Below are 26,603 nucleotides of genomic sequence, written 5' to 3' on the forward strand. Positions count from 1 at the left end.
GTAGCATCCGCGCCATCGGCACCACTGGTGCCGGACGATGCCGTGCCCCCTCACGAGCGTGGAGGAACAATGCAGGCGACCGCCACGGTGCTGGTCTACAGCGACAACGCAGGCACCCGGGAGCAGGTGCGACTCGCCACCGGCCGGCGGCCGGCCCCGGACGTGCCCGTCGTGGAGTTCCTGGAGTGCGCGACCCTCCCGGCCGTCCTCAAGGAGCTGGAGCGGGGCGGGATCGACGTCTGCGTCCTGGACGGCGAGTCGTCGCCGGTGGGCGGTATGGGCGTGTGCCGCCAGATCAAGGACGAGATCTTCCAGTGCCCACCGGTACTGCTGCTCATCGGCCGGCCCCAGGACGCCTGGCTGGCCACCTGGAGCCGCGCGGAGGCCGCTGTGACGCTGCCGGTGGAGCCGGTGGAGTTCGCCTCGGCCCTGGCCTCCCTGCTGCGTCAAAAGCACGCCCTGAACGCTTAGGGCCTTTCCGGCGGATCAGGCCGGCCGGGGGCGCAGCCGTGCCTGCTCCTCGGGGGCGGGGGCGGCTCCGGTGTCTCCCGCCAGGGCGCTGCCCGCGCGCCATTGGGCCCAGGTGAGGTTCCAGTCGCCGAAGCCGTTGCCGAACGGCTCCATGGTGGTGCCGCCCGAGTTCGCGACCTCGACGAGGTCGCCCTGGTGGAACGTGTCGAAGAACCACTCGGCGTCGTCGGTGCTCATGCCGACGCAGCCGTGGCTGACGTTGTCGTAGCCCTGGGAGCCGACGGACCAGGGGGCGGCATGCACGTACTCGCCGCTCCAGGTCACCCTGGTGGCGAAGTGGACGGGCATGTCGTACGACTCGGAGGAGCCCTCGGCGATGCCGATGCTGGTGCTGAGCATACGTACGAGGCGTTCCTTGGCGAGGACGACCTTGACGCCGTTGCGGGTCTCGAAGCCGGGCTTGCCCGCGGTGACGGCGATCGTCCTGATCTCCTCGCCGCTCTTGTGGACCGTCATCTGGTGCGCGGCGACGTCCACGACGGCTATGACCCGGTCGCCGGTCCTGAGGGTCAGCGGTTCGGCCTTGCCGCCCCTCAGCCGGTCGCCGATCCTGATGTCCTCCAGGTTGCTGCGCATCCTGACCGTGGCGTTCTCGGGCCAGTACTCCTTCGGGCGGAAGTGGAGCGACTTGTCGTCCACCCAGTGCCAGGCGCCGTCCACCGCGGGTGTGGAGGACACCTTCAGGCCGCGCTCCACGACGGCGCGCTGGGCGGGGTCGTGGACCGGTGCGCTCAGCTCGGCGGTGAGCGGCTGGCCGACGCCGTAGGTGCCCGTTCCGGGGCCGAAGGTGACGCCGAGGCTCTTGGCGCCGCTGCTCTTGGTGGCGGGCTTGCCCGTGGTGAAGGTGAGGACCTCGCGGCCCCGCGCGCCGTCCTCGTCCTCGGTGCTGACCCGGACCGTGTAGGCGGCGTCGGCGGCGAGCGGGGAGGTGCTGTGCCAGCGGCTGCCGTCGGCGGCGAGTTCGCCCCCCACGTGGCGGCCCCCGGCGTCCACTGCCGTGACGTCGGTGATGCGCCCGTCGGAGTCCTCGGCCACGACCTCCAGGGGCAGGTCCGGGTCGGCCTTCTTCCCTTTGGAGGGACCGCTGAAGCTGATCCGGTCCGCGGCGTCGTAGGGCTCGGCGGACAGCCGGTCCCCGCCGGAGGAACAGCCGGTGACGCCCGCACCGAGGGCGATCACCAGCAGCGTACAGCCGACGACAGTGCGGTTTCGGGGAGCACGTCTCATGACCTCACGCTAGGGAGCCTCATCAACTGCGGCACGCTGGAGCACTCGAACGAGTGACGCCCGGTGCGGCCGGACGCGACGCAGGGCCCGGACGCTCCTGAGGGAGTGTCCGGGCCCTGCGCGGGTCGCCCGTGTTACCGGCGCGTACTACTGGGTGCGGTTCTCACCGCGGTAGTACTCGAAGACCCAGCCCCAGAGGCTGAGCACAATCAGCGGTGCCGCGAAGTACATCAGCCACCAGCCGACGGCGATGGCCAGGAAGGCGACCGCGGCACCGAGACCGAGACCGAGCGGCTGCCAGCTGTGCGGGCTGAAGAACCCGACCTCGCCGGCGTCGTCGGCGACGTCCGCCTCCTTGTCGTCCTGAGGACCCACGTCGACCCGCCGGGCGGTGAAGCCCAGGTAGAAGCCGACCATGATGCTCAGGCCGAAGGCCAGGAAGAGGGCCGTGGTGCCGGCCGGCTCCTTCGACCACACGCCGTAGACGACCGCCACGGCGAGCAGGAAGACGCTCAGCCAGATGAACATCTTGCCCTGGATCTTCACTTGCCGGCCTCCTTGCCGCCGGAGAGGACCTTCTCACCGTGACCGGTGTTCTCGAGCTGGTCGAGCGCGGCGATCTCCGGGTGGTGCAGGTCGAACGCCGGGGACTCGCTGCGGATCCGCGGCAGGCTGAGGAAGTTGTGCCGCGGCGGCGGGCAGGAGGTGGCCCACTCGAGCGAACGGCCGTAACCCCACGGGTCGTCGACCTCGATCTTCTTGCCGTACTTGGCCGTCTTCCAGATGTTGTAGAAGAACGGCAGCATCGACATGCCGAGCAGGAACGACGCGATGGTCGAGACCGTGTTCAGCGCGGTGAAGCCGTCGGCCGCCAGGTAGTCCGAGTAACGGCGCGGCATGCCCTCGGCGCCCAGCCAGTGCTGGACCAGGAACGTGCCGTGGAAGCCGGCGAACAGCGTCCAGAAGGTGATCTTCCCGAGCCGCTCGTCGAGCATCTTGCCGGTGAACTTCGGCCACCAGAAGTGGAAGCCGGCGAACATCGCGAAGACGACGGTGCCGAACACCACGTAGTGGAAGTGCGCCACCACGAAGTACGAGTCCGTGACGTGGAAGTCCAGCGGCGGCGAGGCCAGGATGACACCCGTCAGACCACCGAAGAGGAAGGTCACCAGGAAGCCCGCCGACCAGAGCATCGGTGTCTCGAAGCTCAGCGACCCCTTCCACATGGTGCCCAGCCAGTTGAAGAACTTCACCCCGGTCGGGATCGCGATCAGGAAGGTCATGAACGAGAAGAACGGCAGCAGCACACCGCCCGTGGCGTACATGTGGTGCGCCCACACGGTCACCGACAGACCCGCGATCGCGATGGTCGCGCCGATCAGGCCCATGTAGCCGAAGATCGGCTTGCGGGAGAAGACCGGGATGATCTCGGAGACGATGCCGAAGAACGGCAGCGCGATGATGTACACCTCGGGGTGACCGAAGAACCAGAACAGGTGCTGCCAGAGCAGCGACCCGCCGTTGGCCGGGTCGAAGATGTGCCCGCCGAACTTCCGGTCGTACTCGAGCGCGAAGAGCGCCGCCGCGAGCACCGGGAAGGCGAGCAGGACCAGCACACCGGTCAGCAGCACGTTCCAGGTGAAGATCGGCATGCGGAACATCGTCATGCCGGGAGCCCGCATGCAGATGATCGTGGTGATGAAGTTGACCGCACCGAGGATCGTGCCGAAGCCGGAGAGGGTCAGGCCCATGATCCACATGTCACCGCCGAGCCCCGGCGAGCGGACGACGTCCGTCAGCGGGGAGTAGGCGGTCCAGCCGAAGCTGGCGGCCCCGTCCGGGGTGAGGAAGCCGCCGAGCGCGATCAGCGAGCCGAACGTGAACAGCCAGTAGGCGAACATGTTCAGCCGCGGGAAGGCGACGTCGGGCGCACCGATCTGGAGCGGCATGATCCAGTTCGCGAAACCGGAGAACAAGGGCGTCGCGAACATCAGCAGCATGACCGTGCCGTGCATCGTGAACGCCTGGTTGAACTGCTCGTTCGACATGATCTGCAGACCCGGCCGGGCCAGCTCGGCGCGCATGACGAGCGCCATCACGCCACCGATGCAGAAGAACGCGAACGACGACGCCAGGTACATGGTGCCGATCGTCTTGTGATCGGTGCTGGTGAGCCACTTGACGATCACATTGCCGGGCTGCTTGCGCCGGACCGGCTGCTCGCCCTCGTAGGAGTCCACAGTCGCTGCGGCACCCCGGGGTTCATTGAGGATGCTCACAGGATGTTCGCCTCCCGGTTCTTCTCGTGGCTCGTCTGGTCGATGCCGGCGGGAACGTAACCGGTCTGTCCCTTCTCCGCGAGCTCCTTGAGGTGCTGCTCGTAGCGCTCGGGGGAGACGACCTTCACGTTGAACAGCATCCGGGCGTGGTCCACGCCGCAGAGCTCGGCGCACTTGCCGAGGAAGGTGCCCTCACGGTTGGGGACCACCTCGAAGGCGTTGGGGTGACCCGGGATGACGTCCTGCTTCATCAGGAACGGCACCACCCAGAAGGAGTGGATGACGTCCCGCGAGGTCAGGACGAAGCGGACCCGCTTGCCCTCGGGCAGCCACAGGGTGGGGCCCGGGTTGTTGGTCTGCGGGTTCCGCGTCGAGGGGGTACCGCAGTCGTTGACACCGCCGGCGTCGGCCGGGAAGGCCTTCTTGTAAAGGTCCGGCACCGCCTCGAGCGCCTTGTCGGTCTTGGCGTCGCCGGTGGAACCCTCGACGTTCTCGATGTAGTTGAAGCACCAGCTCCACTGGAAGCCGACGACGTTCACGGTGACGTCCGGCTTCGGATCGAGCTTCATCAGCTCGGACTCGTCCCGGGCCGTGAAGTAGAAGAAGACCGAAACGATGATGAGCGGAACCACGGTGTACAACGCCTCGATGGGCATGTTGTAGCGGGTCTGCGGAGGTACCTCGACCTTGGTGCGGCTGCGCCGGTGGAAGAAAGCACTCCACAGGATCAGGCCCCACACCAGCGCGCCGATGGCGAGCGCGGCGGCCCAGGATCCCTGCCACAGGGAGAGGACTACCTCAGCCCCCTCTGACGTGGGGGTGGGCATACCAAGGCGGGGGAAGTCCTCCCATGTGCAACCGGTGGCGGTTGCCAGGACCAGGCCCGCAGTCAGTGCCTGCAGCAGCTTCCGCCGCGTCGGGCGCCGCGGCGAGCGGTCGGAGCCGTTGGGACTCACGTAGCGCCTTCCCGAGAGTCTCGCCCGCGCTGTACGGCTGCGGCCTGGCCTTCTCGCTGGTCGGTCGCCGCCCTGCGTCGGGCAGGGGTTTGGATGTTTATGCGGACCAAACCCTAGCCGACGCCTTCCGGGGGGTCGCGGGGAGGGGGGCATACGCGCCGCCCGTCACCCCGAAGGGGTGGGAAGGCGCGTTCAATGGCCGGGAGTGCGGCTTGTGCGGTGGCAACGGCCGGGCACGGCAGGCACGAAGGGTTCCGGGGCGCTCGCGCCCCCACCTCTCCGTTCTCCTCCCCTTCCCGTTCCCCTCCGTCCCCACGCCCTCTCCCGCCGGGCCCGCGGCTTACCGTTGCCGTATGGCCTACTTCGACGCCGCGTCCGCCGCTCCGCTCCATCCCGTCGGCCGTCAGGCCCTGTTGGCCGCGCTGGACGACGGGTGGGCCGATCCGGCTCGACTGTACCGGGAGGGCAGGAGGGCCCGGCTGCTGCTGGACGCGGCGCGCGAGGCGGCGGCGGAGGCGGTGGAATGCCGCCCGGACGAGCTGGTGTTCACCCCGTCCGGCACCCGGGCGGTGCATGCCGGGATCGAGGGTGCGCTGGCCGGGCGGCGGCGCGTCGGGCGTCACCTGATCGTGTCGGCGGTCGAACATTCTTCTGTCCTCCATGCGGCTGAAGTCCACGAAGCCCTGGGCGGTTCGGTCACCGAGGTCGGGGTGGGCCGCACGGGGGCCGTGACTCCGGACGCCTTCGCCGGGTCGCTGCGGCCGGATACCGCGCTGGCCTGTCTCCAGTCGGCCAACCACGAGGTGGGGACGGTGCAGCCGGTGGCCGAGGTCGCCGAGGCGTGCCGGGCGGCGGGTGTGCCGCTGCTGGTGGACGCGGCCCAGTCGCTGGGCTGGGGGCCGGTGGCGGGCGACTGGTCGCTGCTCACGGCGAGCGCCCACAAGTGGGGCGGCCCGTCGGGCGTCGGGCTGCTCGTGGTGCGCAAGGGGGTGCGGTTCGCTCCCCGGGGGCCGCTGGACGAACGGGAGTCGGGGCGGGCTGCCGGGTTCGAGAACATCCCGGCGGTGGTGGCCGCGGCGGCCTCGCTGCGGGCGGTGCGTGCCGAGGCCGCCGAGGAGGCGGCCCGGCTGCGGGAACTGACGGAGCGGATCCGGACGCGGGTGCCCGCGCTGGTGCCGGACGTGGAGGTGACCGGCGATCCGGAGCGGCGGCTGCCGGGGATCGTCACCTTCTCCTGTCTCTACGTCGACGGGGAGACGGTGCTGCACGAACTGGACGGCGCCGGCTTCTCCGTGTCGTCCGGTTCGTCGTGCACGAGCAGCACGCTCACCCCGAGCCATGTGCTGAGGGCGATGGGGGTGCTGAGCGAGGGCAACGTCCGCGTCTCGCTGCCGCCGGGGACACCTGCCGAGGACGTCGAGCGGTTCCTGGCGGTCCTGCCGGGGGTGGTGGCGGGGGTACGGGAGAAGCTGGGGGCACCGGTACCGGCCGGGGGCGTACGGGGCGCGGAGCGGGGCGTCGAGGAGAGCGGCGCGTCGGCCGTGGATGCCCCGGCCGTGGATACACCGGCCGGGGGCACTCCGGCCGGGGCGTCAACAGCCGGGGACGCGCTGGTCGTGGACGCGCTGGGCCGGCGGTGCCCGGTCCCGGTGATCGAGCTGGCCCGGGTGATCGGCGACGTGCCCGTGGGCGGCACCGTACGGGTCCTCGCGGACGACGAGGCGGCCCGGCTGGACATCCCGGCGTGGTGCGAGATGCGCGGGCAGGAGTACGTGGGTGAGGAGCCGGCGGACCGGGGCTCGGCCTACGTGGTCCGCCGGGTCTCGTGAACGGCGGGGGTCCGGGCCCCGGGGACGCGGGGCCGGTGCCCCGGTGACCCGGGGGCCGGTGGCCCGGGAGCCGGGAGCCGGGAGCCAGTGACCCGGTAGCCGGTAGCCGAGGGCCGTTGACCCGGTAGCCGGTGGCCGGGTGCCAGTGATCCGGTAGCCCGGGGGCCAGTGACCTGGTAACCCGGGACCGGGGGCTGGGTGACCCGGTAGCCGTTGCCCCGGGAGCCCGATGCCCCGGTGACCCGGGAGCCGGGGCTCGGGGCCCTCGGGGTTCGTGGACCGCCGGTGCGTCAGACCAGGTGCTTCTTCACCTCGGCCGCGGGCTCGTCGCCGTAGGCCTGGGCGAAGCGCTCCATGAAGTGGGCGCGGCGCAGCTGGTACTCCTGGGTGCCGACGGTCTCGATGACCAGGGTGGCGAGCATGCAGCCCACCTGCGCGGCACGCTCCAGCGAGACGCCCCAGGCCAGTCCGGACAGGAACCCGGCGCGGAAGGCGTCGCCCACACCGGTCGGGTCCGCCTTGCGCTCCTCCTGGGCGCAGCCGACCTCGATGGGGTCCTCTCCGGCGCGCTCGATGCGCACGCCGCGGGAGCCGAGGGTGGTGACGCGGTGGCCGACCTTGCCGAGGATCTCGGCGTCGGTCCAGCCGGTCTTGCTCTCGATGAGCCCCTTCTCGTACTCGTTGGAGAAGAGGTAGGTCGCCCCGTCCAGCAGTATCCGGATCTCCTCCCCGTTCATCCGGGCGATCTGCTGGGAGAAGTCGGCGGCGAACGGAACGTTGCGGGCGCGGCACTCCTCGGTGTGCCGGAGCATGCCCTCCGGGTCGTCGGCGCCGATGAGGACCAGGTCGAGGCCGCCCACGCGGTCCGCGACGGTCTTCAGCTCGATCAGCCGGGCCTCGCTCATCGCGCCCGTGTAGAAGGAGCCGATCTGGTTGTGGTCGGCGTCCGTGGTGCACACGAAGCGTGCGGTGTGCAGCGTCTCGGAGATGCGGACGGAGGCGGTGTCGACGCCGTGCCGCTCCAGCCAGGCCCGGTACTCGTCGAAGTCGGAGCCGGCGGCGCCGACGAGGATCGGCCGGGTGCCGAGCTGCCCCATGCCGAAGGAGATGTTCGCGCCCACGCCGCCCCGGCGTACATCGAGCTTGTCGACCAGGAAGGACAGCGAGACCGTGTGCAACTGGTCCGCGACGAGCTGGTCGGAGAAGCGGCCGGGGAACGTCATGAGGTGGTCGGTGGCGATGGAGCCGGTGACTGCGATGCGCACGGCGTGGACTCTCCTGAGGGAGGGGGATTGAAAGTCCACGCTATCGGGTGGGGGCCGTCCGATGAAGCCCGGCAAAACTACCCGATAGTAGATCTTTCTTCGTGACCTGCGGCATGCATACGGTGCCGACATGACGAACCTCAAGGTCCACGCCCCCACTCAGGCCGACCTCGACGGCGACCTCGCGTCGCTGCGCGGCGACTGCGCCCGGATGGCTCCCCGCTGGACGGCACAGGACCGGGACGTCGCCCGCCCGGTCTCCCCGTCCCTGATCCACGGCGTGTCCGTCCCCTCGTCCTCGGCCCGTCTGCTGGACGAGATGTCGGAGTACGGCGACTGAGCCGGGTTCTTCCGCGGCCGGACCGGCGCCCGGGGAACCGTGCGCTCCTGCGTTGCGTCCCATCGCTGTCCCCCGTAAAGGGGATGCGGGATACGACCCGTCAGCAGTCCCGGTGCGACCGGGCAGGGTCTTCAGGGACAGCTGTGCAGCCGAAGGAGCGATGCGGTGAACACCGAGCGACCCGACAACGACGACGCCGGGGGACGGACCCCCGGCAGCGCGCGCGACACCGGGGGCGCTTCGGCCGACGGTGCGGACACCCCGCAGGGCGCGCAGTCCCCGGAGGGGGCCGCCTTCCCCGGCTCCTCCCCCGAGGTGCCCGCTCCGGAGACCGGCGAGTCCGGGGCGCCGGGGGCGGACACCGGGAACGCCGAGGCCGACGGCGACCGGCCGCCGGGCGGCGAACCCGAGAAGGCCCCGGGAGCCGGGAGCGAGTCCCTGGAGGCATCTGAAGCCCGCACCGACCCCCCGCAGACCGGAGACACGGCGGACGGCGGGGCGACAGACGGCGGGACGGCGGAAGGCGCCGAGGACCGTAGGCCGAAGAGTGACTCCGCGCCTGCCCCCGGTGCCCAGGGCGGGCAGCCTGCGGCCGGGGACGCCGGGACCGGGGCTCCGTCCGCCGGGGACGCGCAGGCCGGCTCCGCACCCACCGACGCCACCACTCCGTCGGTGCCGAAGCCGGTGGACGCGCGCGCACCCGGTGCGGAACCCCGGGCACCGCAGGCGGACGCACCGGAGCCCCGGGCTCAGGAGACCGGCGCCGACGGGCCGTCCGCGTCGGAGAGCACGGACGCGACCTCGCCCGGAGCGGAGCTCGAGGCACCGCGGACCACCGGTGCCAAAACCCCGGCGCCGGATGCCGCAGCCCTCGGGAGCGCTGCCGCGGAGGCGGACGGCGGCGAGGACGGCCAGGTCGCCGCGAGCGAGTCCGCGGAGGTCTCTCGGGGCCCGGACGGGACTACGGCGTCCGAGGAGCCGGAGGCCGAGTCCGCGGTCACCGGGGTTTCCGGGCCCGATGCGCCCTCGGCCGGGGCCGCCGCCGGTGACGGTGCGGTGCCGGACGAGGACGAGGGGCGTACCGGTGTGGGCCACGGTGTCGCCGCGGCCCCCGCAGACATGCACGGTGGCGGTGACGGACGCGGAGCCGCGCGGTGGCGGTCGCCGGGGCTGGTCGCGGCGGTGGCCGCGGCGGTGCTGCTGGTCGGGGGCGGTGGGGCGTATCTCGCCGCCAGTGCCGCCGGCGGGTCGGGTGGCGGTACGACTCCGGGGGTGAACGGGGACGGCACTCCCCCGCCACTCACCCTCGACGCCTACGCCGAGGGCGGGGCGCACGGCATCGCGCCGGGTGAGCCCAACCCGTACGGCGCCGCCTACCGCGCCGACGGCCCGCTCCCCGAGGGGCCCGGCTCGGCGCCGGTGTACCGCGCCCGGGGGCAGATCACCGAGGCGCAGGTGACCGGTCTCGCGGAGGCGCTCGGGGTCGACGGGAAGCCGGTGGCGGAGGGCGATGCCTGGCGGATCGGCGGCAAGGACGGCAGCGGGCCCACGCTGCGGGTGGACCGCAGCACCCCCGGCACGTGGACGTTCAACCGGTACACGCCGGGCCCCGACGCCTGCACGGGCAAGGACGGGACCTGCAAGGCCCCGTCGGCCGGTGACGTCCCCGCGGTGGGTGAGGAGGCCGCGAAGAAGGCCGCCGCGCCCGTGCTGAAGGCACTGGGCCAGGACGACGCGAAGCTCGACGCCGGCCAGACGCTGGGCGTCAAGCGGGTGGTGAACGCGGAACCCGTGGTCGGCGGGCTGCCGACGTACGGCTGGACGACCGGGGTGGTCGTCGGCGCCGGCGGTGAGGTGGTCGGCGGCAGCGGCCGGCTGTCGGTGCCGGTGAAGGCGGACACGTACCCCGTGATGGGCGCCGAGGATGCGCTGGAACTGCTGAACACGGCGCCGGGTGGCGGCGGCCGCGCGGAGATCGGCGGCTGCGCCACTCCCGTACCGCTGGAGGGCGACGACCGGCAGGGGCAGCAGGAGCCGTGCGCCACGGTGACGACCCTGCCCGCCGAGGACACGGTCACCGTGGAGAAGGCGGTGTTCGGGCTGGCCGCGCACTCGGTGGACGGGCAGCAGGCGCTCGTACCGTCCTGGCTGTTCGAGGTGCGGCCGGCGAAGTCGCAGGACGGCGGCACGGTCACGTACCCGGCGGTCGAGCCGGAGTACCTCGCCCCGCGGGCACGGTCCGGGGAGACCGGCACGCAGCCGGTGAAGCCGGGGGACGGTGACCGGCCGACCTCGGCACCGGCCGCACGCGAGGTCGCCGTCGAGGGCTACACCGCCGAGGGCGGCGAGCTGACGGTGACCTTCACCGGCGGGGTGTGCGCCGACTACGAGGCGACGGCGGACGAGAGCGGCGACCGGGTGACGGTCACCGTGACCGAGACGCCTTGGCCGGACAAGGTCTGCATCCTGATCGCCAAGCAGTACCAGCAGACGGTGCGGCTCGACGCGCCGCTGGGCGGCCGCGAGGTGGTGGACGCCGACGGCGAGCCGGTGCCGCTGCACAAGGACGGCGCGCGGCTGCCCGCGCCGCCTTCGGAGCGGTGACGGGAATCCGAAAGCACGAAGGCGGCGGCCCCGTACGAACGGGACCGCCGCCTTCGTGGTGCGCCGTGCCGCCCGGGAGGAGCCCCGGAGCGGCGGTGGAGCCTGCTCGGCGAATCAGCTGAAGGAGTCGCCGCAGGCGCAGGAGCCCGTGGCGTTCGGGTTGTCGATGGTGAAGCCCTGCTTCTCGATGGTGTCGACGAAGTCGATGGTGGCGCCGCCCAGGTACGGGGCGCTCATCCGGTCGGTGACGACCTTCACGCCGTCGAAGTCCTTCTCCACGTCGCCGTCGAGGGAACGCTCGTCGAAGAAGAGCTGGTAGCGCAGGCCGGAGCAGCCGCCGGGCTGGACGGCGACGCGCAGGGCGAGGTCGTCACGGCCTTCCTGGTCGAGCAGCGCCTTGACCTTGGCCGAGGCGGCTTCGGTCACGAGGATGCCGTCGGTGACGGTGGTGGTCTCGTCCGATACGGACATCTACATCTCTCCCGGGTTGTACGGAGACTGCTTGCCGACGGTTGCAACCGGCGGGGCCGCGGATTCATTCCGGGCCGGGAACGTGTTCTCTCGGCTCCGTCTTCATGCTCGCACACGCCCCGGCGAGCGGAAAACGGTCCATCCGGCCCCCTTCCGGACACGCACCGGAAACCGCTCCGGAACCGCCGAGGTCCGGCCGGGAATGAACGGGCCTCCACCGGGATTCACGTCACATGGACGCTATGGCCGTCGTCAAACTGACGCGAGCCGGATATGATAGATAGCGTCAATTCGACGAGAAGTCGAACCGGTGTCCCGCTTGTCCCGCCGGGTCCGCTCCATACGGACCCGGCGAGCCGCAGAACAGAAAGGGTGCGTGTCGTGACCACCGCCCAGACCCAGGAGCTCGACGTCCAGCCGTCGCCCCTCGCCCTGCTGCTCCTCGGCCGGGAGGCCGACCCGAGGAGCGAGCGCGGTGTGGAGTGTCCCGGAGACCTCCCCTCGCCGTCCGACCCGGACCTGGTGGAACGCGCCCGCGCCGCCAAGGAGAAGCTCGGGGACAAGGTCTTCGTGCTCGGCCACCACTACCAGCGCGACGAGGTCATCCAGTTCGCCGACGTCACGGGCGACTCGTTCAAGCTGGCCAAGGACGCCGCCGCGCGCCCGCAGGCCGAGTACATCGTGTTCTGCGGTGTGCACTTCATGGCCGAGTCGGCGGACATCCTCACCGGCGACGACCAGAAGGTCGTCCTGCCGGACCTCGCGGCCGGCTGCTCCATGGCCGACATGGCCACCGCCGAGCAGGTCGCGGAGTGCTGGGACGTGCTGACCGAGGCCGGGATATCCGACCGGGTCGTGCCCGTCTCGTACATGAACTCCTCCGCCGACATCAAGGCCTTCACCGGCAAGCACGGCGGCACCATCTGCACCTCCTCCAACGCGAAGCGCGCCCTCGACTGGGCCTTCGAACAGGGCGAGCAGGTCCTCTTCCTCCCCGACCAGCACCTCGGCCGCAACACCGCGGTGCGGGACCTGGGGATGTCCCTGGAGGACTGCGTCCTCTACAACCCGCACAAGCCGAACGGCGGGCTGACGGCGCAGGAGCTGCGGGACGCGAAGATGATCCTGTGGCGGGGCCACTGCTCGGTGCACGGCCGCTTCAGCCTGGACTCGGTCAACGACGTGCGCGAGCGCATCCCGGGTGTGAACGTCCTGGTCCACCCCGAGTGCCGGCACGAGGTCGTGGCCGCGGCGGACTACGTCGGGTCGACCGAGTACATCATCAAGGCGCTGGAGGCCGCCCCGGCCGGCTCCAAGTGGGCCATCGGCACGGAGCTGAACCTGGTGCGCCGGCTGGCGAACCGTTTCGCTCCCGAGGGCAAGGAGGTCGTCTTCCTCGACAAGACGGTCTGCTTCTGCTCCACCATGAACCGCATCGACCTCCCCCACCTGGTCTGGACCCTGGAGTCCCTCGCCGAGGGCAACCTGGTCAACCGCATCGAGGTGGACAAGGAGACCGAGCAGTTCGCCAAGCTGGCCCTGGAGCGCATGCTGGCCCTGCCGTAACCGGGCCGTTCCCCGACACGAGGGACTCCCCCGCGTGAAGGCCCCGGAAGATTCCTTGCAGAGCACCCGTGCCGGGTCCCTGTTCGGAACCTCCGGGGCCTTTCTGCCGATGACGTCGCGCTCGGTCCGAGGAAGACTCCCCGGACCGGACTCACACCGAAACCTCGACACGCCGCACGACACGCTCGCCCGTCTCGGCGTGCGCGCCGTCGGCGCGTTTCGGGTGCGGCGCGTTCCCTCGACCGGCACCATCCGCCGCGTCCTGGCCGCCGCGCGCCCCGCCGGGCTCGCCGGCCTGCTCGGCTGCGACCCGCCCGACGGTCCTAATCGCCGAAACCGTCCCGGATGACCTTTCGTGCCACCGTGCTGCGCGCGTCGGCGAGTTCTGCGGCGATCCGGCGTTCCCGGTCGGCGTCCGCCACCACGGCCGCAGGCGCGACCTCAGCGGCGAGCAGGCACTCCCGCCGCAGATGCGTCGGCGGATGGGTCGAGTCGACGCTGTGCCCCCTCAGGACGCCGACACGCCGCTGACGCTCGTACTCGTACTCCGGAACCGAAGCCATGCGCGCGGCGAGGTACTCCCACAGTTCGTCCCCCCGGCCCTCGATCTGCCTGGTGCCGCGCCGTGCGGCCCGGGTCTTGTTGGCCTCGATCCGCAGGGTTACGGCGGTCGAGTCCGCGATGAGGAGCCGGTCCATGAACCCCACGGCCGCCTTGGTGGAGCCGGCACGGGCGGCCACGGAGTCGGCGAGGTACTCGGCGCGCTGAGTGGCGCGCAGCGTCAGCTGATCGAGCAGCATCAGCACGCCCTGGAGCAGCGAGTACGGCACGACGTAAGCCAGGTTGACGACCATCTCGCCGGGAGTCGGGTCCGCGATGGGGGTGAAGTAGTAGCGCCACGTGGTCAGCGAACGGTACGCGGTCGCAACGACCAGCCCGTGGCGGGTGTCCCCGTTGCTGTAGTGGCCGAGCTCATGGCCCAGCAGCGCGATCCGCTGCTGCGGCGTAAGGATCTCCCACAGGGGAAGCCCCAGCATCAGCAGACGACGACCGCGCACGCCGTAGGTCGTCACGGCCGCATTGACCTCGGCGTCGACAGCGATCATGTCCACACCACGGGTGCCGGCCACGCGGGCGACCTCGTCGATCAGCGCGTACAGCTCGGGCGCCTCGGCACGGTGCAGTAGTGGCCCGTCCTCGGGCAGTCCGGGCAGCCGCGGCCTGAGCGGCCACGCAAGCGCCAGGAGGAACAGGCCCAGCACCATCCCGGCACCGCCCCATCCGCTCACGACACACCAGATCCCGACCGCCACCAAGGCCAGGGTCACGCTGTGGACGCCAAGCGCAATCGCGTAGGCGAAGAGCGCAGGGGTGTCCCGCCTCGGGCTCAGCCTTCTACCGGTGGTCACCTCGGCGAGCAGCTTCTCGCCGTGCCGACGGGCAAGGGTGCGCCGCACCCTCTCCAGCCGTTCCTGCTTCTCCTCCGGCCTTGCCGGATCGACGTTCCAGTCGCATACGGCGCACCAGGTGATGAACCGGATGTCCGCACGGATCTCGGTCCCGCACTGCGGGCACGGTCGAGTCGTTCCTTCTGTGGCGCTGCGCATCGGCGCGCTCTTCCCTTCCCCCACAGCCTTCCAAAGGCTGCCTGTCCATGACAGGCCGAAGCTGACCACGTAGGCACGATCGCGTAAAGCCTCGGGCCCCGGCGGGTACTCGGAGAGGGTGGGGCTCGTGGCCCCGTGCCGGTCGCTGGTGCGGTATCGGGATCCCGATCGTCCGCTCCACCCGCTCCACCCGCTCCCCTTCGGCCGGCGACCCACCTCAACCCCGGCCACTGCACAGCTCGGGGATGCAGACCGTGGGTGTGTTCCAGGTCGTCGCCCCAGGCTCGCCGCGAGGCCGTCCCGGTGTCGCCGGTGACGGTGTCGCCGTTCTTGATCGAGGTCGGGCCCCTCTACGAGGACCGGGACTCGGTAAAGAAGTGGCGACGGCACTACGAAGCGCTCCGCGCCAAGGCCCTCTCGCCGGCCGCCTCGGTGGAGCTGATCCGACAGGCGATGGAGGACTACAAGCCATGCGACACAGCCCCGAGCCGATCTCTGCCCGCCGGCACCGAAGCAGCTACAGCAACGCCACGGGGGCGAATGCATCGAGATCACAGGGGACTTCCCCGGCATCGTCCCCGTGCGCGACAGCAAGACCCCCCACGGCCCCGTCATAGTCGTCCCATCCGCCGCCTGGGACGTCTTCGTCAACTCGCTCAGGGCGTAAGCACGCATACAGAAGGGGCGCACCGTGAGTTCACGGGGCGCCCCTTCGTCGTACTGATGGCCGTCAGGCCTGGGCCGGCTCCGGGTCGGACTTCTCCGACGTCTCCGGCTCCTCGGCCGCCGTGCCCTTCTTCAGGGCCTTCTTCTTCGCGCGCCGCTCCTTGCGGAGCTCCAGCATCGCGTAGAGGGTCGGCACCAGGAGCAGGGTCAGCAGCGTCGACGTGATCAGACCGCCGATCACCACCACGGCCAGCGGCTGCGCGATGAAGCCGCCCTCGCCGGTGACGCCGAGCGCCATCGGGAGCAGGGCGAAGATCGTCGCCAGGGCCGTCATCAGGATCGGGCGCAGCCGGTGCCGGCCGCCCTCCATCACGGCCTCGACGACTCCGTAGCCCTGGGCGCGGTACTGGTTGATCAGGTCGATCAGCACGATCGCGTTGGTGACCACGATGCCGATCAGCATCAGCATGCCGATCATCGCCGGGACGCCCATCGGGGTGCCCGTGACGATCAGCAGTCCGATCGCGCCCGTCGCCGCGAACGGGATGGACACCAGCAGGATCAGCGGCTGGGCGAGCGAACGGAAGGTGCCGACCAGCAGCATGAAGATGATCGCGATCGCCGCGAGCATCGCCAGGCCCAGGTTGACGAACGCCTCGTCCTGGTCCGCGGACACGCCGCCGATCTCCGCCGTCGCGCCCGCCGGGAGGGAGAGCGTGTTGATCTTCGTCTGGAGCTCCGCGCTGACCGCGCCGGTGTTGTCACCGGTCGGCCGGGCGGTGACGGTGGCGGAGCGCTGGCCGTCGATCCGGGTCATGGACACCGGGCCGTCCACCAGCTCGACGGTGGCGATGTCGCCCAGCTCCACCGGGCCCAGGGGCAGCTTCTTCAGCTCGGCCAGGGTGGTGGCGGGCTCGGCCGACCGGATGACGACGTCCCGCTCGGTGTCGTCGAGGACCACCTTGGCGGCCGGGGTGCCCCGGACCGCCTGGGCGACGGCCGCGCCGAGCGTCTGGTCGTTGAACCCGGCCGCCGCGGCACGGGAGGTGGCCTCGACGGAGATCCGCGGCACGCTCTGCGACAGGTCGCTGGTGACGTCCGTGACGTCGTCCAGCGAGGCCACGGCCTTCTGGACCTGGTCGGCCGCCTTGCGCAGCACCTGCGCGTCGGCCGCCTTGACGACGACGCTCAGGTCCTGGCTGCCGAATCCGTCACCGCCCGCGATGGTGGTGGTGCCGATGCCGTCGAGTTCGCCGAGGCCCTTCTCGATGCGCTTCTGCACGTCGGCGGAGGACGCGGAGTCCTCCAGCATGACCTGGTAGGTGGCCTGGTTGCTGTCCGTACCGCCGCCGAAGGCGGCCATGAAGCCGGACGAGCCGATGGTGACCTGGTGGTCCTTGACGCCCTTGGTGTCGCCGAGCAGCTTCTCGACCTTCTCGGCCTGCGCGTCGGTCGCCGTGAGGCTGGCGCCGGGCTCCAGCTCCTGACGGACCGTGAGGACCGGCTGCTCGCCCTGGTCGAAGAAGTTGGTCTTGAGCAGCGGCGCCATGCCGAGCGTGCCGATCAGGACGACGGCGGCGATGCCGAGGCTGGCCAGCCTGCGCCGGGTGGCGAAGCCCAGGACGGAGACGTAGACGCGCTGGAGGCGGCTCTTCGCCTCCTTCTCCTCGGCCAGTCGGCGGGCTTCCTCGGCGTCCTCGGGGGTGCCCTTCGGGGGACGCAGGAACCAGTACGACAGGACGGGGACGACCGTCAGCGACACCAGCAGGGAGGCGAGCAGCGCCGCGGTGACGGTGAGGCTGAAGGAGCCGAACAGCTCCCCGACCATGCCGCCGACCAGGCCGATCGGCAGGAAGACAGCGACGGTGGTCAGCGTCGCGGAGGTCACCGCGCCGGCCACCTCGCGGACGGCGACCAGGATCGCCTCGCGGCGCTCCTCGCCGTAGCCGAGGTGCCGCTTGATGTTCTCCAGGACGACGATGGAGTCGTCGACGACCCGGCCGATCGCGATGGTCAGCGCGCCCAGGGTCAGCATGTTCAGCGACAGGTCGCGCGTCCACAGCACGATCAGCGCGAGCACGATGGAAAGCGGGATGGACACCGCGGTGACCAGGGTCGAGCGGATCGAGGCCAGGAAGACCAGGATCACCAGGACCGCGAAGACCAGGCCGAGCGCGCCCTCGACGGTCAGGCCCTCGATGGCCTTGGCGACGGCCGGGCCCTGGTCGCTGACGACGGTGAGGTCGGCGCCCGCGCCGAGTGCCTCGCGCAGCTCGGGCAGCTTCTCGTCGACGGCGTCCGAGATCGCGACGGCGCTGCCGTCGTGGTCCATGGTGACCACCACGGCGAGGCTGGGCTCGCCGTTGGTGCGGGTGAGGGAGTCGGCCTTGGCCTCCTGCTGCTCCACCTCGGCCACGGAGCCGAGCCGGACCGGCTTGCCCTTGCCGGGCTCGCCGGTGACCATCAGGTCCTCGATCTGCTCGAGCGAGGTGTAGCCGCCGCCCACCTGGACGGTGCGGTTGGCGCCGTCCTCGTCGAAGGAACCGGCCGGGACGGTCGCGCCGCCCGCCTGGAGGGCCTGCATGAGCGCCTGCGTCGTGAGGCCGGCGTCGGCGAGCTTCGCGCCGTCGGGGGTGACGGTGACCTGGAGGTCCCGTACGCCGTCCACGGTGACCTGGCCGACGCCGTCGATGGCCTCCAGCTCGGTGACCACGGTCCGGTCGAGCTGGTCGGCGAGGGCCTGCTGGTCCTTGTCGGAGGTGACGGCGAGGACCACGGTCGGGATGTCGTCGGTGGAGCCGGCGACGACCTGCGGGTCCACGCCGTCGGGCAGCATCGCGCGGGCCCGGTTGACGGCCTGCTGGACGTCGGCGACGAGCTGCTTGGTGTCGTTGCCGAAGTCGAAGGACGCCATGATCACGGCGTTGCCCTCGCTGGCCTTCGAGGTGACACCGGAGATGCCGTCGACGGCCTCCAGGTGGGCCTCGATGGGCTCGACGACCTGCTTCTCCACCACGTCCGGGGACGCGCCCTGATAGGGGGCGATCACGGAGATCATGGGCAGTTCGATGGTCGGCAGCAGCTGCTGCTTGAGCTGAGGTATCGCGATCGCCCCGAACACGAGCGCGATGATCGACATGAGTCCGATCAGGGCGCGTTGCGCGAGGCTGAATCTGGCCAGCCAGGACATGGGTTACGGATCTCTCTTCTGTGAGCGTCTGGGAACGTCTGCGAGCGGTTGGAAGTGCGGTCTGAAGTGCGGTTGGGGGTGCGGTCGCCGGCACCGTCCGACGCGCGGTCACGGTCACGGGCGGGGGGCACGACGGCTCAGCCGGGTGCCCGTTCTACACAGTGGTGCATCGGAAGGGGCCGATCCGTAGGCCGGGAGTCCCGTTCCTCGGGGCGGCGGCTACTCCCCCCGCAGTACACGCGGTCGCGTTCAGTCCGCCCTCGGGCGGACCAGGCCGGACTCGTAGGCGGTGACCACCAGCTGGGCCCGGTCGCGGGCGCCCAGCTTGGCCATGGCGCGGTTGACGTGTGTCTTCACGGTCAGCGGGCTGACCTCCAGGCGTTCGGCGATCTCGTCGTTGGAGTGGCCGCCGGCGACCTGGACCAGCACTTCTCGCTCCCGCACGGTCAGCGAGCCGAGCCGCTGCGCGCGGGCCGGGTCGAGGTCGGCGCCGTCGGACGGGCCCGCCTGAGCGAGGAAGCGGGCGATCAGGCCCTTGGTGGCGGCCGGGGACAGCAGCGCCTCACCCTCCGCGGCGATCCTGATGGCGCTGAGCAGTTCGCCGGGTTCGGAGCCCTTGCCGAGGAAGCCGGAGGCGCCGGCCCGCAGCGACTGCACCACGTAGTCGTCGACCTCGAAGGTCGTCAGGATCACCACGCGGACCCCGTCGAGTTCGGGGTCCGCGCTGATCAGGCGGGTGGCCGCGAGACCGTCGGTGCCGGGCATCCGGATGTCCATGAGGACGATGTCGGCGCGCTGTTCGCGGGCCAGCCGGACCGCCTCGGCGCCGTCGGAGGCCTCGCCCACCACCTCCATGTCCGGCTCGGAGTCGACGAGTACGCGAAAGGCGCTGCGCAGCAGGGCCTGGTCGTCGGCGAGCAGAACGCGGATGGTCATGGGTTCCCCCGGGAGCGCTGGTCACGGGCCGCACCGGGCCGCGGACGGGTCACGAACCGTCCTGGGCCGCGGACGTGCGGGTCTCGACGGGCAGGATCGCATGGACGCGGAAGCCACCGCCGTAGCGGGGGCCGGTGGTGAGGGTGCCGCGCAGGGCGGTGATGCGTTCCCGCATACCGAGCAGACCGTGGCCGCCACCGGCGCCCGCGGGGGCTTCCTGCCGGCCGGCGCCGGTGCCGTCGTCGAGGACGGTGACCTCGAGGTGCGGACCCACCCGGACGACGCTGACCTCCGCCTTCGCCTCGGAGCCGGCGTGCTTCTGGACGTTGGTGAGTGCCTCCTGGATGACCCGGTAGGCGGCCAGGTCGACGGCTGCGGGCAGCGCGGGGGCGTGCTCCGGGCGCTGGTCCTCGCGGGCGACCAGGACGTGCAGGCCGGCATTGCGGAAAGTGCCGGCGAGGTCGTCGAGGCGGTCCAGTCCGGGGGCGGGCTCGGTGGGGGCCTCGGGATCTCCGGACTGGCGCAGCAGGCCGACGGTGGCACGCAGTTCACCGAGCGCCGAGCGGCTGGCCTCGCGTACGTGGGCGAGGGCCTCCTTGGCCTGGTCGGGCCGCTTGTCCATGACATGGGCGGCGACCCCGGCCTGGACGTTGACCAGGGCGATGTGGTGGGCGACGACGTCGTGCAGATCGCGGGCGATGCGCAGGCGCTCCTCGGCGACGCGGCGGCGGGCCTCCTCCTCGCGGGTGCGTTCGGCCCTCTCGGCGCGTTCCCTGATGGCCTGGACGAAGGCACGGCGGCTACGGACGGCGTCCCCGGCGGTGGCGCCGATCCCGGTCCAGGCGAGGATCCCCAGGTTTTCCTGGGCGTACCAGGGCAGTGGGCCGGCGATCATGGCGGCGCCGGTGAGGACGGTCATGGTGAGCAGGCCGACCCGCCAGGTGGTGGGGCGATCGGTGGCGGAGGCGACGGTGTAGAGCGCGACGACCACGCACATCGAGACCGGGGCGCGGGGGTCACCGGTGACGGACTCCACCAGGGAGACCCCGCCGGTGAAGGCGAGGACCGCGAGGGGCGCCCGGCGCCTCAGGACGAGCGCGGCGGCGCCGAGCACCATGAGGACCAGGCTGAGCGCGTCGGGTGTGCGCAGCGCCCGGGTGACGCCGTCGGGACCGTGCGGCTCCACCAGGGACCCGGCCACCATGCACACCAGGACGCCCGCGGCCAGGGCCGCGTCCAGGGCGAAGGGATGCGCGCGCAGCCGACGCCGGGCGCGCTGGAAGGTGCTCACGACCGTTCACCGTACGGGGTCGCGGAACCGTACGGGGGGCGGGCCGGTGGTGGACCGGTGGTGAGGACCGCACCTGTCTTGAACGGACCGACAGTGAGCGGTACGCGGGTGAACGGTACGGGTGTGAACGGTTCAGGTGTGAGCGGTTCGACCGCGGGTGGTCCGGCCGAGGGTGGCCCGGCGGGTCAGGGGTTCATGTGCCGGGGATCGGTCCGTCGACCGGGCCCGGGATCAGTCCGTCGCCGTCGTCGCTGAGCAGCTCCCGGACCTCCTCGATGGTCGCGTCCGGGGAGGGGAGGATGAGGTCGGAGGGCTCCAGGGCGTCGTCCGGCAGCGGCTCGCCGAGCTCGTGGACCCTGTGCAGCAGGGCGGTGAGGGTGCGGTGGAAGCCGGGGCCGTCACCGTTGTCCATCTCGACGACGAGTTTCTCGTCAAGTTTGTTCAGCTCGGCAAGGTGGCTCTCGGCCAGAGCCACCTGCCCCTCCCCCATGATCCGTACGATCATGTCGGCCTCCTGAGCCGCCCTCGCGGGGGCTCGGTCGTCGTCGGCACGGTCTCCCGTGCGGCGGTCACTGCTTGTCGAACCGCGGGGTGTCCTGCGGCTGCTGCTGGGCCTGGGACTGCTCGCTGCCGCCCTCGATGGCCTGCTTCTGGCCGGAGGTGCCCCCGGCCAGTTCGGCCTTCATGCGCTGCAGTTCCAGCTCCACGTCCGTACCACCGGAGAGCCGGTCCAGCTCGGCCTGGATGTCGTCCTTGTGCATGCCGGACTGGTCGTCGAGGACGCCGGAGGCGAGCAGCTCGTCGATGGCTCCGGCCCGCGCCTGGAGCTGGGCGGTCTTGTCCTCGGCCCGCTGGATCGCCTGCCCGACGTCGCCCATCTCCTCGGAGATGCCGGAGAAGGCCTCGCCGATCCGGGTCTGTGCCTGCGCCGCCGTGTACGTGGCCTTGATGGTCTCCTTCTTCGTACGGAAGGCGTCGACCTTGGCCTGGAGGCGCTGGGCCGCGAGGGTGAGCTTCTCCTCCTCGCCCTGGAGCGTCGCGTGCTGCGTCTCCAGGTCCGTCACCTGCTGCTGGAGGGCGGCGCGGCGGGAGAGGGCCTCGCGGGCGAGGTCCTCACGGCCCAGCGCGAGCGCCTTGCGGCCCTGGTCCTCCAACTTGGAGGACTGGCCCTGCAACTGGTTGAGCTGGAGCTCCAGGCGCTTGCGGCTGGTCGCCACGTCGGCGACACCCCGGCGGACCTTCTGGAGCAGCTCCAGCTGTTTCTGGTACGAGTAATCGAGGGTCTCGCGCGGATCCTCGGCCCGGTCAAGGGCCTTGTTCGCCTTCGCGCGGAAGATCATCCCCATACGCTTCATGACACCGCTCATGGGCTTCGCGCGCCCCCTTCTGACGGACTCCGGCTCACACTTCTGCGACAGACCCCACAGTACGGGCCCTGCATCCATTACCGCACTGTCCAGGGGTGGATGCGCTCATCCCCAAGGACGACTGCGCGTCCTCCCGATCCGGCGCAGGGAGTAGGTGATCCCCGGGTGCCGGCCGGACAACCCGCCCCAAGTCGCACACAACGCCCCCGTCTGTCTGTCCTCTACAGACGCGTGGTGTTGCCGGATCGTTCCCCCCGGGGCTGGGGTCCAACCCCGGATACCCCGTACCCTTGGGTTTTGTGTTCCGTAGCCGTGCCAAGGAAGAGAAGGCCCACGCCGACAAGGCGACGGTGACCGACTCCAAGCAGACCCGCCACCCGGAGGCCCCGAAGGGCCGTCCCACGCCCAAGCGCAGCCAGGCCCAGACCCAGCGGCGCAGCGTGGCCAATACGTCGATGACGCGCAAGGAGGCCGCCAAGCGGCAGCGTGACGAGCGTCGTGCCGCGATGGAGCGCCAGCGCCAGGCGCTGGCCAGCGGCGACGAGCGCTATCTGCCCGCCCGTGACAAGGGGCCGGTGCGCCGGTTCGCGCGCGACTACGTCGACTCGCGGTTCAACATCGCGGAGTATTTCCTGCCGATGGCGGTGATCATCCTGGTGCTGAGCATGATCCAGGTGCCCCAGCTGCAGAACGTCGCGCTGCTGCTGTGGCTCGTCGTGATCGTGATGATCGTGCTCGACTCCGCCGTGACCGGCTTCCGGCTGAAGAAGCGGCTGGCCGAGCGCTTCCCCGACGACAAGCGCCGCGGCGCCGTCGCCTACGCGCTGATGCGCTCGCTGCAGATGCGCCGACTGCGTCTGCCCAAGCCCCAGGTCAAGCGCGGGGAGCGGCCCTGAGCACCACGCCGTTCGTCGACGGCGAGGCACCGGCGACGGTGCCCGCGCAGGCCTCGCCCGCACAGGCCTCGCCCGGCCAGGGCGGGCCGTCCTGTGACCTGCGGGAGGTCGTCCAGCGGGAACTGCTGGCCCGCCAGCTCGACGAGCAGATAGTGGGACGGTTCCCGGTCGGGCGGCGGCTGCGCGTGCTGGACGTCGGCATGGGCCGCGGCACGCAGGCGCTGCGCCTGGCGCGGGCCGGCCACCAGGTGACCGGCCTGGAACGGGACACGGAGATGATCTCCGCCGCGCGCGCGGCGCTCGCCGGGGAGCCCGAGGGCATCCGGGAGCGGGTGCGGGTCGTCGAGGGCGACGGCCGCGACACCGGTGTGCACTTCCTGCCGGGCAGCTTCGACGTGGTGCTCTGCCACGGCGTCCTCATGTACGTGGCGGAGCCGGATCCGCTGGTGGCGGGGCTGGCCCGGATGCTCGCCCCCGGCGGCCTGCTGTCGCTGCTGGTGCGCAACGGCGACGCGCCGGCGATGCGGCCCGGCCTGCGCGGCGACTGGGCCGGGGCGCTGACCGCGTTCGACACGACGTGTCCCGCGGACGACTCGGACGCCGGAGTGCGGGCCGACCGGCTGGCGGACCTCAAGGCGACCCTCGCGGGGCTCGGGGCGCCGCTGCACACCTGGTACGGGGTGCGGGTCTTCACGGACACGGCGGTGGACGGGGCGCGCGTCGCGCACACCCCCGGCTGCCCCGACGACCTGGCGGCGCTCCTCGCGGTCGAGGAGCGGGCCGGCCGCACGGACCCCTACCGCGGGGTGGCGTCACTGCTCCACCTGTGCGGCGTACGGGGCTAGGACAGGCTCTGGCGGACGCGGGACGGGCGAGGGCCGAAGCCCCCGCCCGGAAGGTCATGTCGCCCTCGCCCGGATTCTCACGTCCGGGGCTTCACGCCCGTGGGTTCACGCCTCTTCCGCGTGCAGGCTCATCGGCCCGTAGATCTCCGTGGTGTCCTCCAGCAGCCGCACCTGGTCGGCGCCGCCCTCCACCAGGTCCTTCCAGTTCTCCCCGATCCAGGACTCGGCGTCCCCCTGCGTGGTGAAGTCCTCCGGCGTCACCGCGGGCTCGACCTGCGTCCCGTCGGCCTTCTCGAACCGCCACGTCCATGCCGCCATGTACGCCTCCGTGGGTATGAGCACCTGCACGACAGGAGCCGGATCATGGTCCGGCTCCTGGAGCAGAGCTTAAAGCCTGTCCGGCGGATGATTCGGGGATCATCGGTGACCGCGCCCGGCCGGGCGCGCGGGAGCTGTGAGGAGGGGCGAAAATCGGGTTCGTGGAACTCACTCTGCTCGGCACCGGTGCCCCCGCGGGCCTGCCCCGCCCCGACTGTCCCTGCGCCGCCTGCGCGTCCGCCGCCGGTCCCCGCGCGCGCGCCGCGACCTCACTGCTCGTGGACGGCTCGCTGCTGCTCGACCTGACGCCGGGCGTGGCGTTCGCCGCCGCCCGCGCGGGGCATTCGCTGGGCGGTGTGCGCCAGGTGCTGCTCTCCCATCCGCACGACGGCCCCGCGGTCGAGGTGCCCGCCGGGCTGCCGCAGCCCGGCCGGGTGCCGGACGGCCGGGAGCTGGCGCTGCTGACGGGCCACCGGGTGCGGGCGCTGGCGCTGGACGCGCCGGGCACCGGGTACGCGGTGACCGGTCCGGACGGGCAGCGGCTGCTGTACCTGCCGCCGGGCACGGCACCGGCCGGTCTGGAGGAGCCGGCCGAACCGTACGCCATGGTGCTGCTGGACGTCGTGGGGCGCCCGGACGCGCTGGCGCGGCTGCGGGCGGTGGGCGCGGTGGGGCCGACGACGGACGTCGTCGCCGTGCATCTCGACCACGACGTGCCGCCGGGCGCGGAGGAGCGGCGTCGGCTCGCGGCGGCCGGGGCGCGCGCCGTCCCGGACGGGACCACGCTGGAAGTGGGGGCCTACGAGCACGTTCCCGATCTGCCGCGCCGGACACTGGTCCTGGGCGGGGCGCGGTCCGGCAAGTCGGTGGAGGCCGAGCGCCGGCTGGAGTCCCTGCCCCAGGTGCTGTACGTGGCGACCGGCGGGTCCCGCAACGGGGACACCGAGTGGGCGGCCCGGGTGTCGGCCCATCAGGAGCGGCGGCCCGGGTCCTGGCGGACCGTGGAGACCTGCGATGTGGTGCCGTTGCTGGGGACCGACGGGCCGCCGCTGCTGGTGGACTGTCTGTCGCTGTGGCTGACGGACGCGATGGACTCCGTCGGGGCGTGGGACGACGCCCAGTGGGCGGACGGCGGGGAGCGGGCGCTCAAGGAACGGGTGCGCGAGCTGACGGACGCGGTGCGCGCGACCCGTCGGACCGTGGTCGCCGTGTCCAACGAGGTGGGTTCGGGCATCGTCCCCGCCACCGCGTCCGGCCGCCGGTACCGGGACGAACTCGGGCGGCTGAACGCGGCGTTCGCGCAGGAGTGCGAGCAGGTACTGCTGGTCGTGGCGGGCCAGGCACTGGTGCTCCGCGGGTTGGCAACTGCTGGGATTTGACCGAGCACGAGTGTGTTCTGGCGTGTGTAAGTGAGCGCTGGGTTCGCGGGGGGGGGGGGGGGGGGGGTGTCGTCATGTCCGGGGGGAATGGGAGTTCGCCTGCCGAATGCGTGACCTTTGCGCGTGGTGTTCGTTGGGCGGGGTGAGCAGGGCACGACGACTTGGCGAAGGAGTGTGGGGTGGGCGGTCTGCGGGAGCTTGCGGCGCCGTTTGTCGTACCCGGCCCGTCGGGGGTGGCGGTGCGTACCCGGCTCAGGCAGCTGACGGCCGTTGATGAGGAGGTGCTGCGGCGGGTGGGTGCGCATCTGGGCGCGCTGACCTGTCGTGACCTGAAGACGCGCTGTCACGACGGCCTCGATCACGACGCCGGGGCGTGGGCCGTGCGCAAGCGGGAGTTGACGCCGTTGTCGTCGGCCCGGTGGGCGGGTGCGATCACGAAGATGACGCATGATCAGTGGGCGCTGGCCCGCCGCTGCACGCTTGCCCACCTCCAGTGCCTTCAGGCTGGGGTGCGGACTCTGCGGCACCGGCTGGCACTGCCGGTCGGCTCGAAGGGTTCGAAGAGGGCCCTGAGTGGTTACCGCAGTCGGCGGGAGTGGCATGCCAAGGCCCGCCGCCTGCGCATTCTTGAGGACCGGCTGGAGCGGGAACGCACCGACTGGGAAGCCGGAACCGTACACGTGGTGCGGGGCGGCAAACGCCTGGCCCGGATGCGGCACCAACTGCCCGCCGCGCAGCTCACCGAACTCCAGTGGCGCGAACGCTGGGAAGCGGAACGGTGGTTTCTACAGGCGGACGGGGAGAGCGGGAAGCGGTACGGGAACGAGACCATCCGCATCGCACCGGACGGCCAGGTGAGCATCAGGCTGCCCGCCCCGCTCAAGCAGTGGGCGAATGCCCCGCACGGCCGGTACGTCCTCACCGGCCGGGTGGCATTCGCGCACCGAGGAAGCCGCAGGGTGCCGGTACAAAAAGAAGGGCATCGGGCGAGAGCCCGTGGCCGTACCTGGCACACCGATCCTGATTCGCTACGCCGACGA

Annotated in this window: 21 protein-coding genes and 2 pseudogenes; 10 read left to right on the plus strand and 13 right to left on the minus strand. The window is 71.5% G+C overall.

Going from position 1 to position 26,603, the window contains the following annotated elements; genetic code table 11:
- Window positions 1–69 precede the first annotated feature (69 nt).
- Window positions 70–471 (plus strand): hypothetical protein, encoded by a 402-nt coding sequence (locus tag ACFYQA_RS15920; protein ID WP_388917195.1) that lies wholly within the window; start codon window positions 70–72, stop codon window positions 469–471.
- 15 nt (window positions 472–486) lie between these two features.
- Here ACFYQA_RS15920 and ACFYQA_RS15925 read toward each other — a convergent pair whose 3' ends face one another.
- The 4 genes from ACFYQA_RS15925 to coxB form a co-directional block, all read right to left on the minus strand.
- The gene (locus ACFYQA_RS15925) at window positions 487–1,758 is read right to left on the minus strand and encodes an Ig-like domain-containing protein (RefSeq protein ID WP_388917198.1); all 1,272 of its coding nucleotides are present in this window, start codon (window positions 1,756–1,758) and stop codon (window positions 487–489) included.
- Between the two features lie 147 nt (window positions 1,759–1,905).
- Window positions 1,906–2,304 (minus strand): cytochrome c oxidase subunit 4, encoded by a 399-nt coding sequence (locus ACFYQA_RS15930; RefSeq protein WP_388917201.1) that lies wholly within the window; start codon window positions 2,302–2,304, stop codon window positions 1,906–1,908.
- Window positions 2,301–4,037 (minus strand): cytochrome c oxidase subunit I, encoded by a 1,737-nt coding sequence (gene ctaD / locus ACFYQA_RS15935; RefSeq protein ID WP_388917204.1) that lies wholly within the window; start codon window positions 4,035–4,037, stop codon window positions 2,301–2,303. Before ctaD ends, ACFYQA_RS15930 begins: the two co-directional genes overlap by 4 nt.
- Window positions 4,034–4,993 (minus strand): cytochrome c oxidase subunit II, encoded by a 960-nt coding sequence (gene coxB / locus ACFYQA_RS15940; protein WP_388917207.1) that lies wholly within the window; start codon window positions 4,991–4,993, stop codon window positions 4,034–4,036. The genes ctaD and coxB overlap by 4 nt, the downstream gene beginning before the upstream one ends.
- Before the next feature lie 353 nt (window positions 4,994–5,346).
- On the opposite strand from coxB, the gene ACFYQA_RS15945 reads away from it, so the two are divergent.
- The gene (locus ACFYQA_RS15945) at window positions 5,347–6,822 is read left to right on the plus strand and encodes a cysteine desulfurase/sulfurtransferase TusA family protein (RefSeq protein WP_388917210.1); all 1,476 of its coding nucleotides are present in this window, start codon (window positions 5,347–5,349) and stop codon (window positions 6,820–6,822) included.
- A 290-nt stretch (window positions 6,823–7,112) separates the two neighbouring features.
- Here ACFYQA_RS15945 and ACFYQA_RS15950 read toward each other — a convergent pair whose 3' ends face one another.
- Window positions 7,113–8,087, minus strand: a complete 975-nt coding sequence (locus ACFYQA_RS15950) for a carbohydrate kinase family protein (RefSeq protein WP_386400858.1) — start codon at window positions 8,085–8,087, stop codon at window positions 7,113–7,115.
- Window positions 8,088–8,217: 130 nt separating this feature from the next.
- On the opposite strand from ACFYQA_RS15950, the gene ACFYQA_RS15955 reads away from it, so the two are divergent.
- Both ACFYQA_RS15955 and ACFYQA_RS15960 read left to right on the plus strand, forming a co-directional pair.
- Window positions 8,218–8,427: a hypothetical protein gene (locus tag ACFYQA_RS15955; RefSeq protein ID WP_388917213.1), complete on the plus strand. Its 210-nt coding sequence runs from the start codon at window positions 8,218–8,220 to the stop codon at window positions 8,425–8,427.
- A gap of 165 nt (window positions 8,428–8,592) precedes the next feature.
- Window positions 8,593–11,031, plus strand: a complete 2,439-nt coding sequence (locus ACFYQA_RS15960) for a hypothetical protein (protein ID WP_388917216.1) — start codon at window positions 8,593–8,595, stop codon at window positions 11,029–11,031.
- 114 nt (window positions 11,032–11,145) lie between these two features.
- Here the strand turns inward: ACFYQA_RS15960 and ACFYQA_RS15965 are convergent, their stop codons facing one another.
- Window positions 11,146–11,502 carry a HesB/IscA family protein gene (locus ACFYQA_RS15965; protein WP_388917219.1) on the minus strand — a complete coding sequence of 119 codons (357 nt, stop codon included), beginning with the start codon at window positions 11,500–11,502 and terminating at the stop codon, window positions 11,146–11,148.
- A 381-nt stretch (window positions 11,503–11,883) separates the two neighbouring features.
- Here ACFYQA_RS15965 and nadA point away from each other — a divergent pair, with 381 nt between their 5' ends.
- Window positions 11,884–13,068 carry a quinolinate synthase NadA gene (gene nadA / locus ACFYQA_RS15970; protein WP_332426866.1) on the plus strand — a complete coding sequence of 395 codons (1,185 nt, stop codon included), beginning with the start codon at window positions 11,884–11,886 and terminating at the stop codon, window positions 13,066–13,068.
- 323 nt (window positions 13,069–13,391) lie between these two features.
- Here nadA and ACFYQA_RS15975 read toward each other — a convergent pair whose 3' ends face one another.
- The gene (locus ACFYQA_RS15975) at window positions 13,392–14,675 is read right to left on the minus strand and encodes a M48 family metallopeptidase (protein WP_388917222.1); all 1,284 of its coding nucleotides are present in this window, start codon (window positions 14,673–14,675) and stop codon (window positions 13,392–13,394) included.
- Window positions 14,676–15,145: 470 nt separating this feature from the next.
- Between ACFYQA_RS15975 and ACFYQA_RS15980 the strand changes: the two are divergent.
- A pseudogene (locus ACFYQA_RS15980) lies at window positions 15,146–15,342 on the plus strand (DUF397 domain-containing protein).
- 63 nt (window positions 15,343–15,405) lie between these two features.
- Here ACFYQA_RS15980 and ACFYQA_RS15985 read toward each other — a convergent pair.
- The 5 genes from ACFYQA_RS15985 to ACFYQA_RS16005 form a co-directional block, all read right to left on the minus strand.
- The gene (locus ACFYQA_RS15985) at window positions 15,406–18,531 is read right to left on the minus strand and encodes an efflux RND transporter permease subunit (protein ID WP_388917225.1); all 3,126 of its coding nucleotides are present in this window, start codon (window positions 18,529–18,531) and stop codon (window positions 15,406–15,408) included.
- A 249-nt stretch (window positions 18,532–18,780) separates the two neighbouring features.
- Window positions 18,781–19,467 (minus strand): response regulator, encoded by a 687-nt coding sequence (locus ACFYQA_RS15990; RefSeq protein ID WP_388917228.1) that lies wholly within the window; start codon window positions 19,465–19,467, stop codon window positions 18,781–18,783.
- 49 nt (window positions 19,468–19,516) lie between these two features.
- Window positions 19,517–20,758, minus strand: a complete 1,242-nt coding sequence (locus ACFYQA_RS15995; protein WP_388917231.1) for a sensor histidine kinase — start codon at window positions 20,756–20,758, stop codon at window positions 19,517–19,519.
- Window positions 20,759–20,951: 193 nt separating this feature from the next.
- Window positions 20,952–21,263 (minus strand): hypothetical protein, encoded by a 312-nt coding sequence (locus ACFYQA_RS16000; protein WP_388917234.1) that lies wholly within the window; start codon window positions 21,261–21,263, stop codon window positions 20,952–20,954.
- A 64-nt stretch (window positions 21,264–21,327) separates the two neighbouring features.
- Complete coding sequence (locus ACFYQA_RS16005) at window positions 21,328–22,113, minus strand: PspA/IM30 family protein (protein ID WP_332426872.1); 786 nt, start codon at window positions 22,111–22,113, stop codon at window positions 21,328–21,330.
- Between the two features lie 272 nt (window positions 22,114–22,385).
- Here ACFYQA_RS16005 and ACFYQA_RS16010 point away from each other — a divergent pair, with 272 nt between their 5' ends.
- Both ACFYQA_RS16010 and ACFYQA_RS16015 read left to right on the plus strand, forming a co-directional pair.
- Window positions 22,386–23,021: a DUF3043 domain-containing protein gene (locus ACFYQA_RS16010; RefSeq protein ID WP_388917258.1), complete on the plus strand. Its 636-nt coding sequence runs from the start codon at window positions 22,386–22,388 to the stop codon at window positions 23,019–23,021.
- A 125-nt stretch (window positions 23,022–23,146) separates the two neighbouring features.
- Window positions 23,147–23,866: a class I SAM-dependent methyltransferase gene (locus ACFYQA_RS16015; RefSeq protein ID WP_388917261.1), complete on the plus strand. Its 720-nt coding sequence runs from the start codon at window positions 23,147–23,149 to the stop codon at window positions 23,864–23,866.
- 105 nt (window positions 23,867–23,971) lie between these two features.
- Here the strand turns inward: ACFYQA_RS16015 and ACFYQA_RS16020 are convergent, their stop codons facing one another.
- Entirely contained in the window at window positions 23,972–24,184 is a 213-nt protein-coding gene (locus tag ACFYQA_RS16020; protein ID WP_386400877.1) for a hypothetical protein, read from the minus strand.
- A gap of 161 nt (window positions 24,185–24,345) precedes the next feature.
- Between ACFYQA_RS16020 and ACFYQA_RS16025 the strand changes: the two genes are divergently transcribed.
- Both ACFYQA_RS16025 and ACFYQA_RS16030 read left to right on the plus strand, forming a co-directional pair.
- Window positions 24,346–25,563, plus strand: coding sequence for a bifunctional adenosylcobinamide kinase/adenosylcobinamide-phosphate guanylyltransferase (locus tag ACFYQA_RS16025; protein WP_388917237.1), 1,218 nt, complete (start codon window positions 24,346–24,348; stop codon window positions 25,561–25,563).
- 179 nt (window positions 25,564–25,742) lie between these two features.
- Window positions 25,743–26,603: pseudogene (locus ACFYQA_RS16030) on the plus strand (IS200/IS605 family accessory protein TnpB-related protein); the annotation flags it as partial.

This window comes from Streptomyces sp. NPDC005774, from assembly GCF_042871645.1.
In the GTDB taxonomy this organism is placed as follows: domain Bacteria; phylum Actinomycetota; class Actinomycetes; order Streptomycetales; family Streptomycetaceae; genus Streptomyces; species Streptomyces pratens.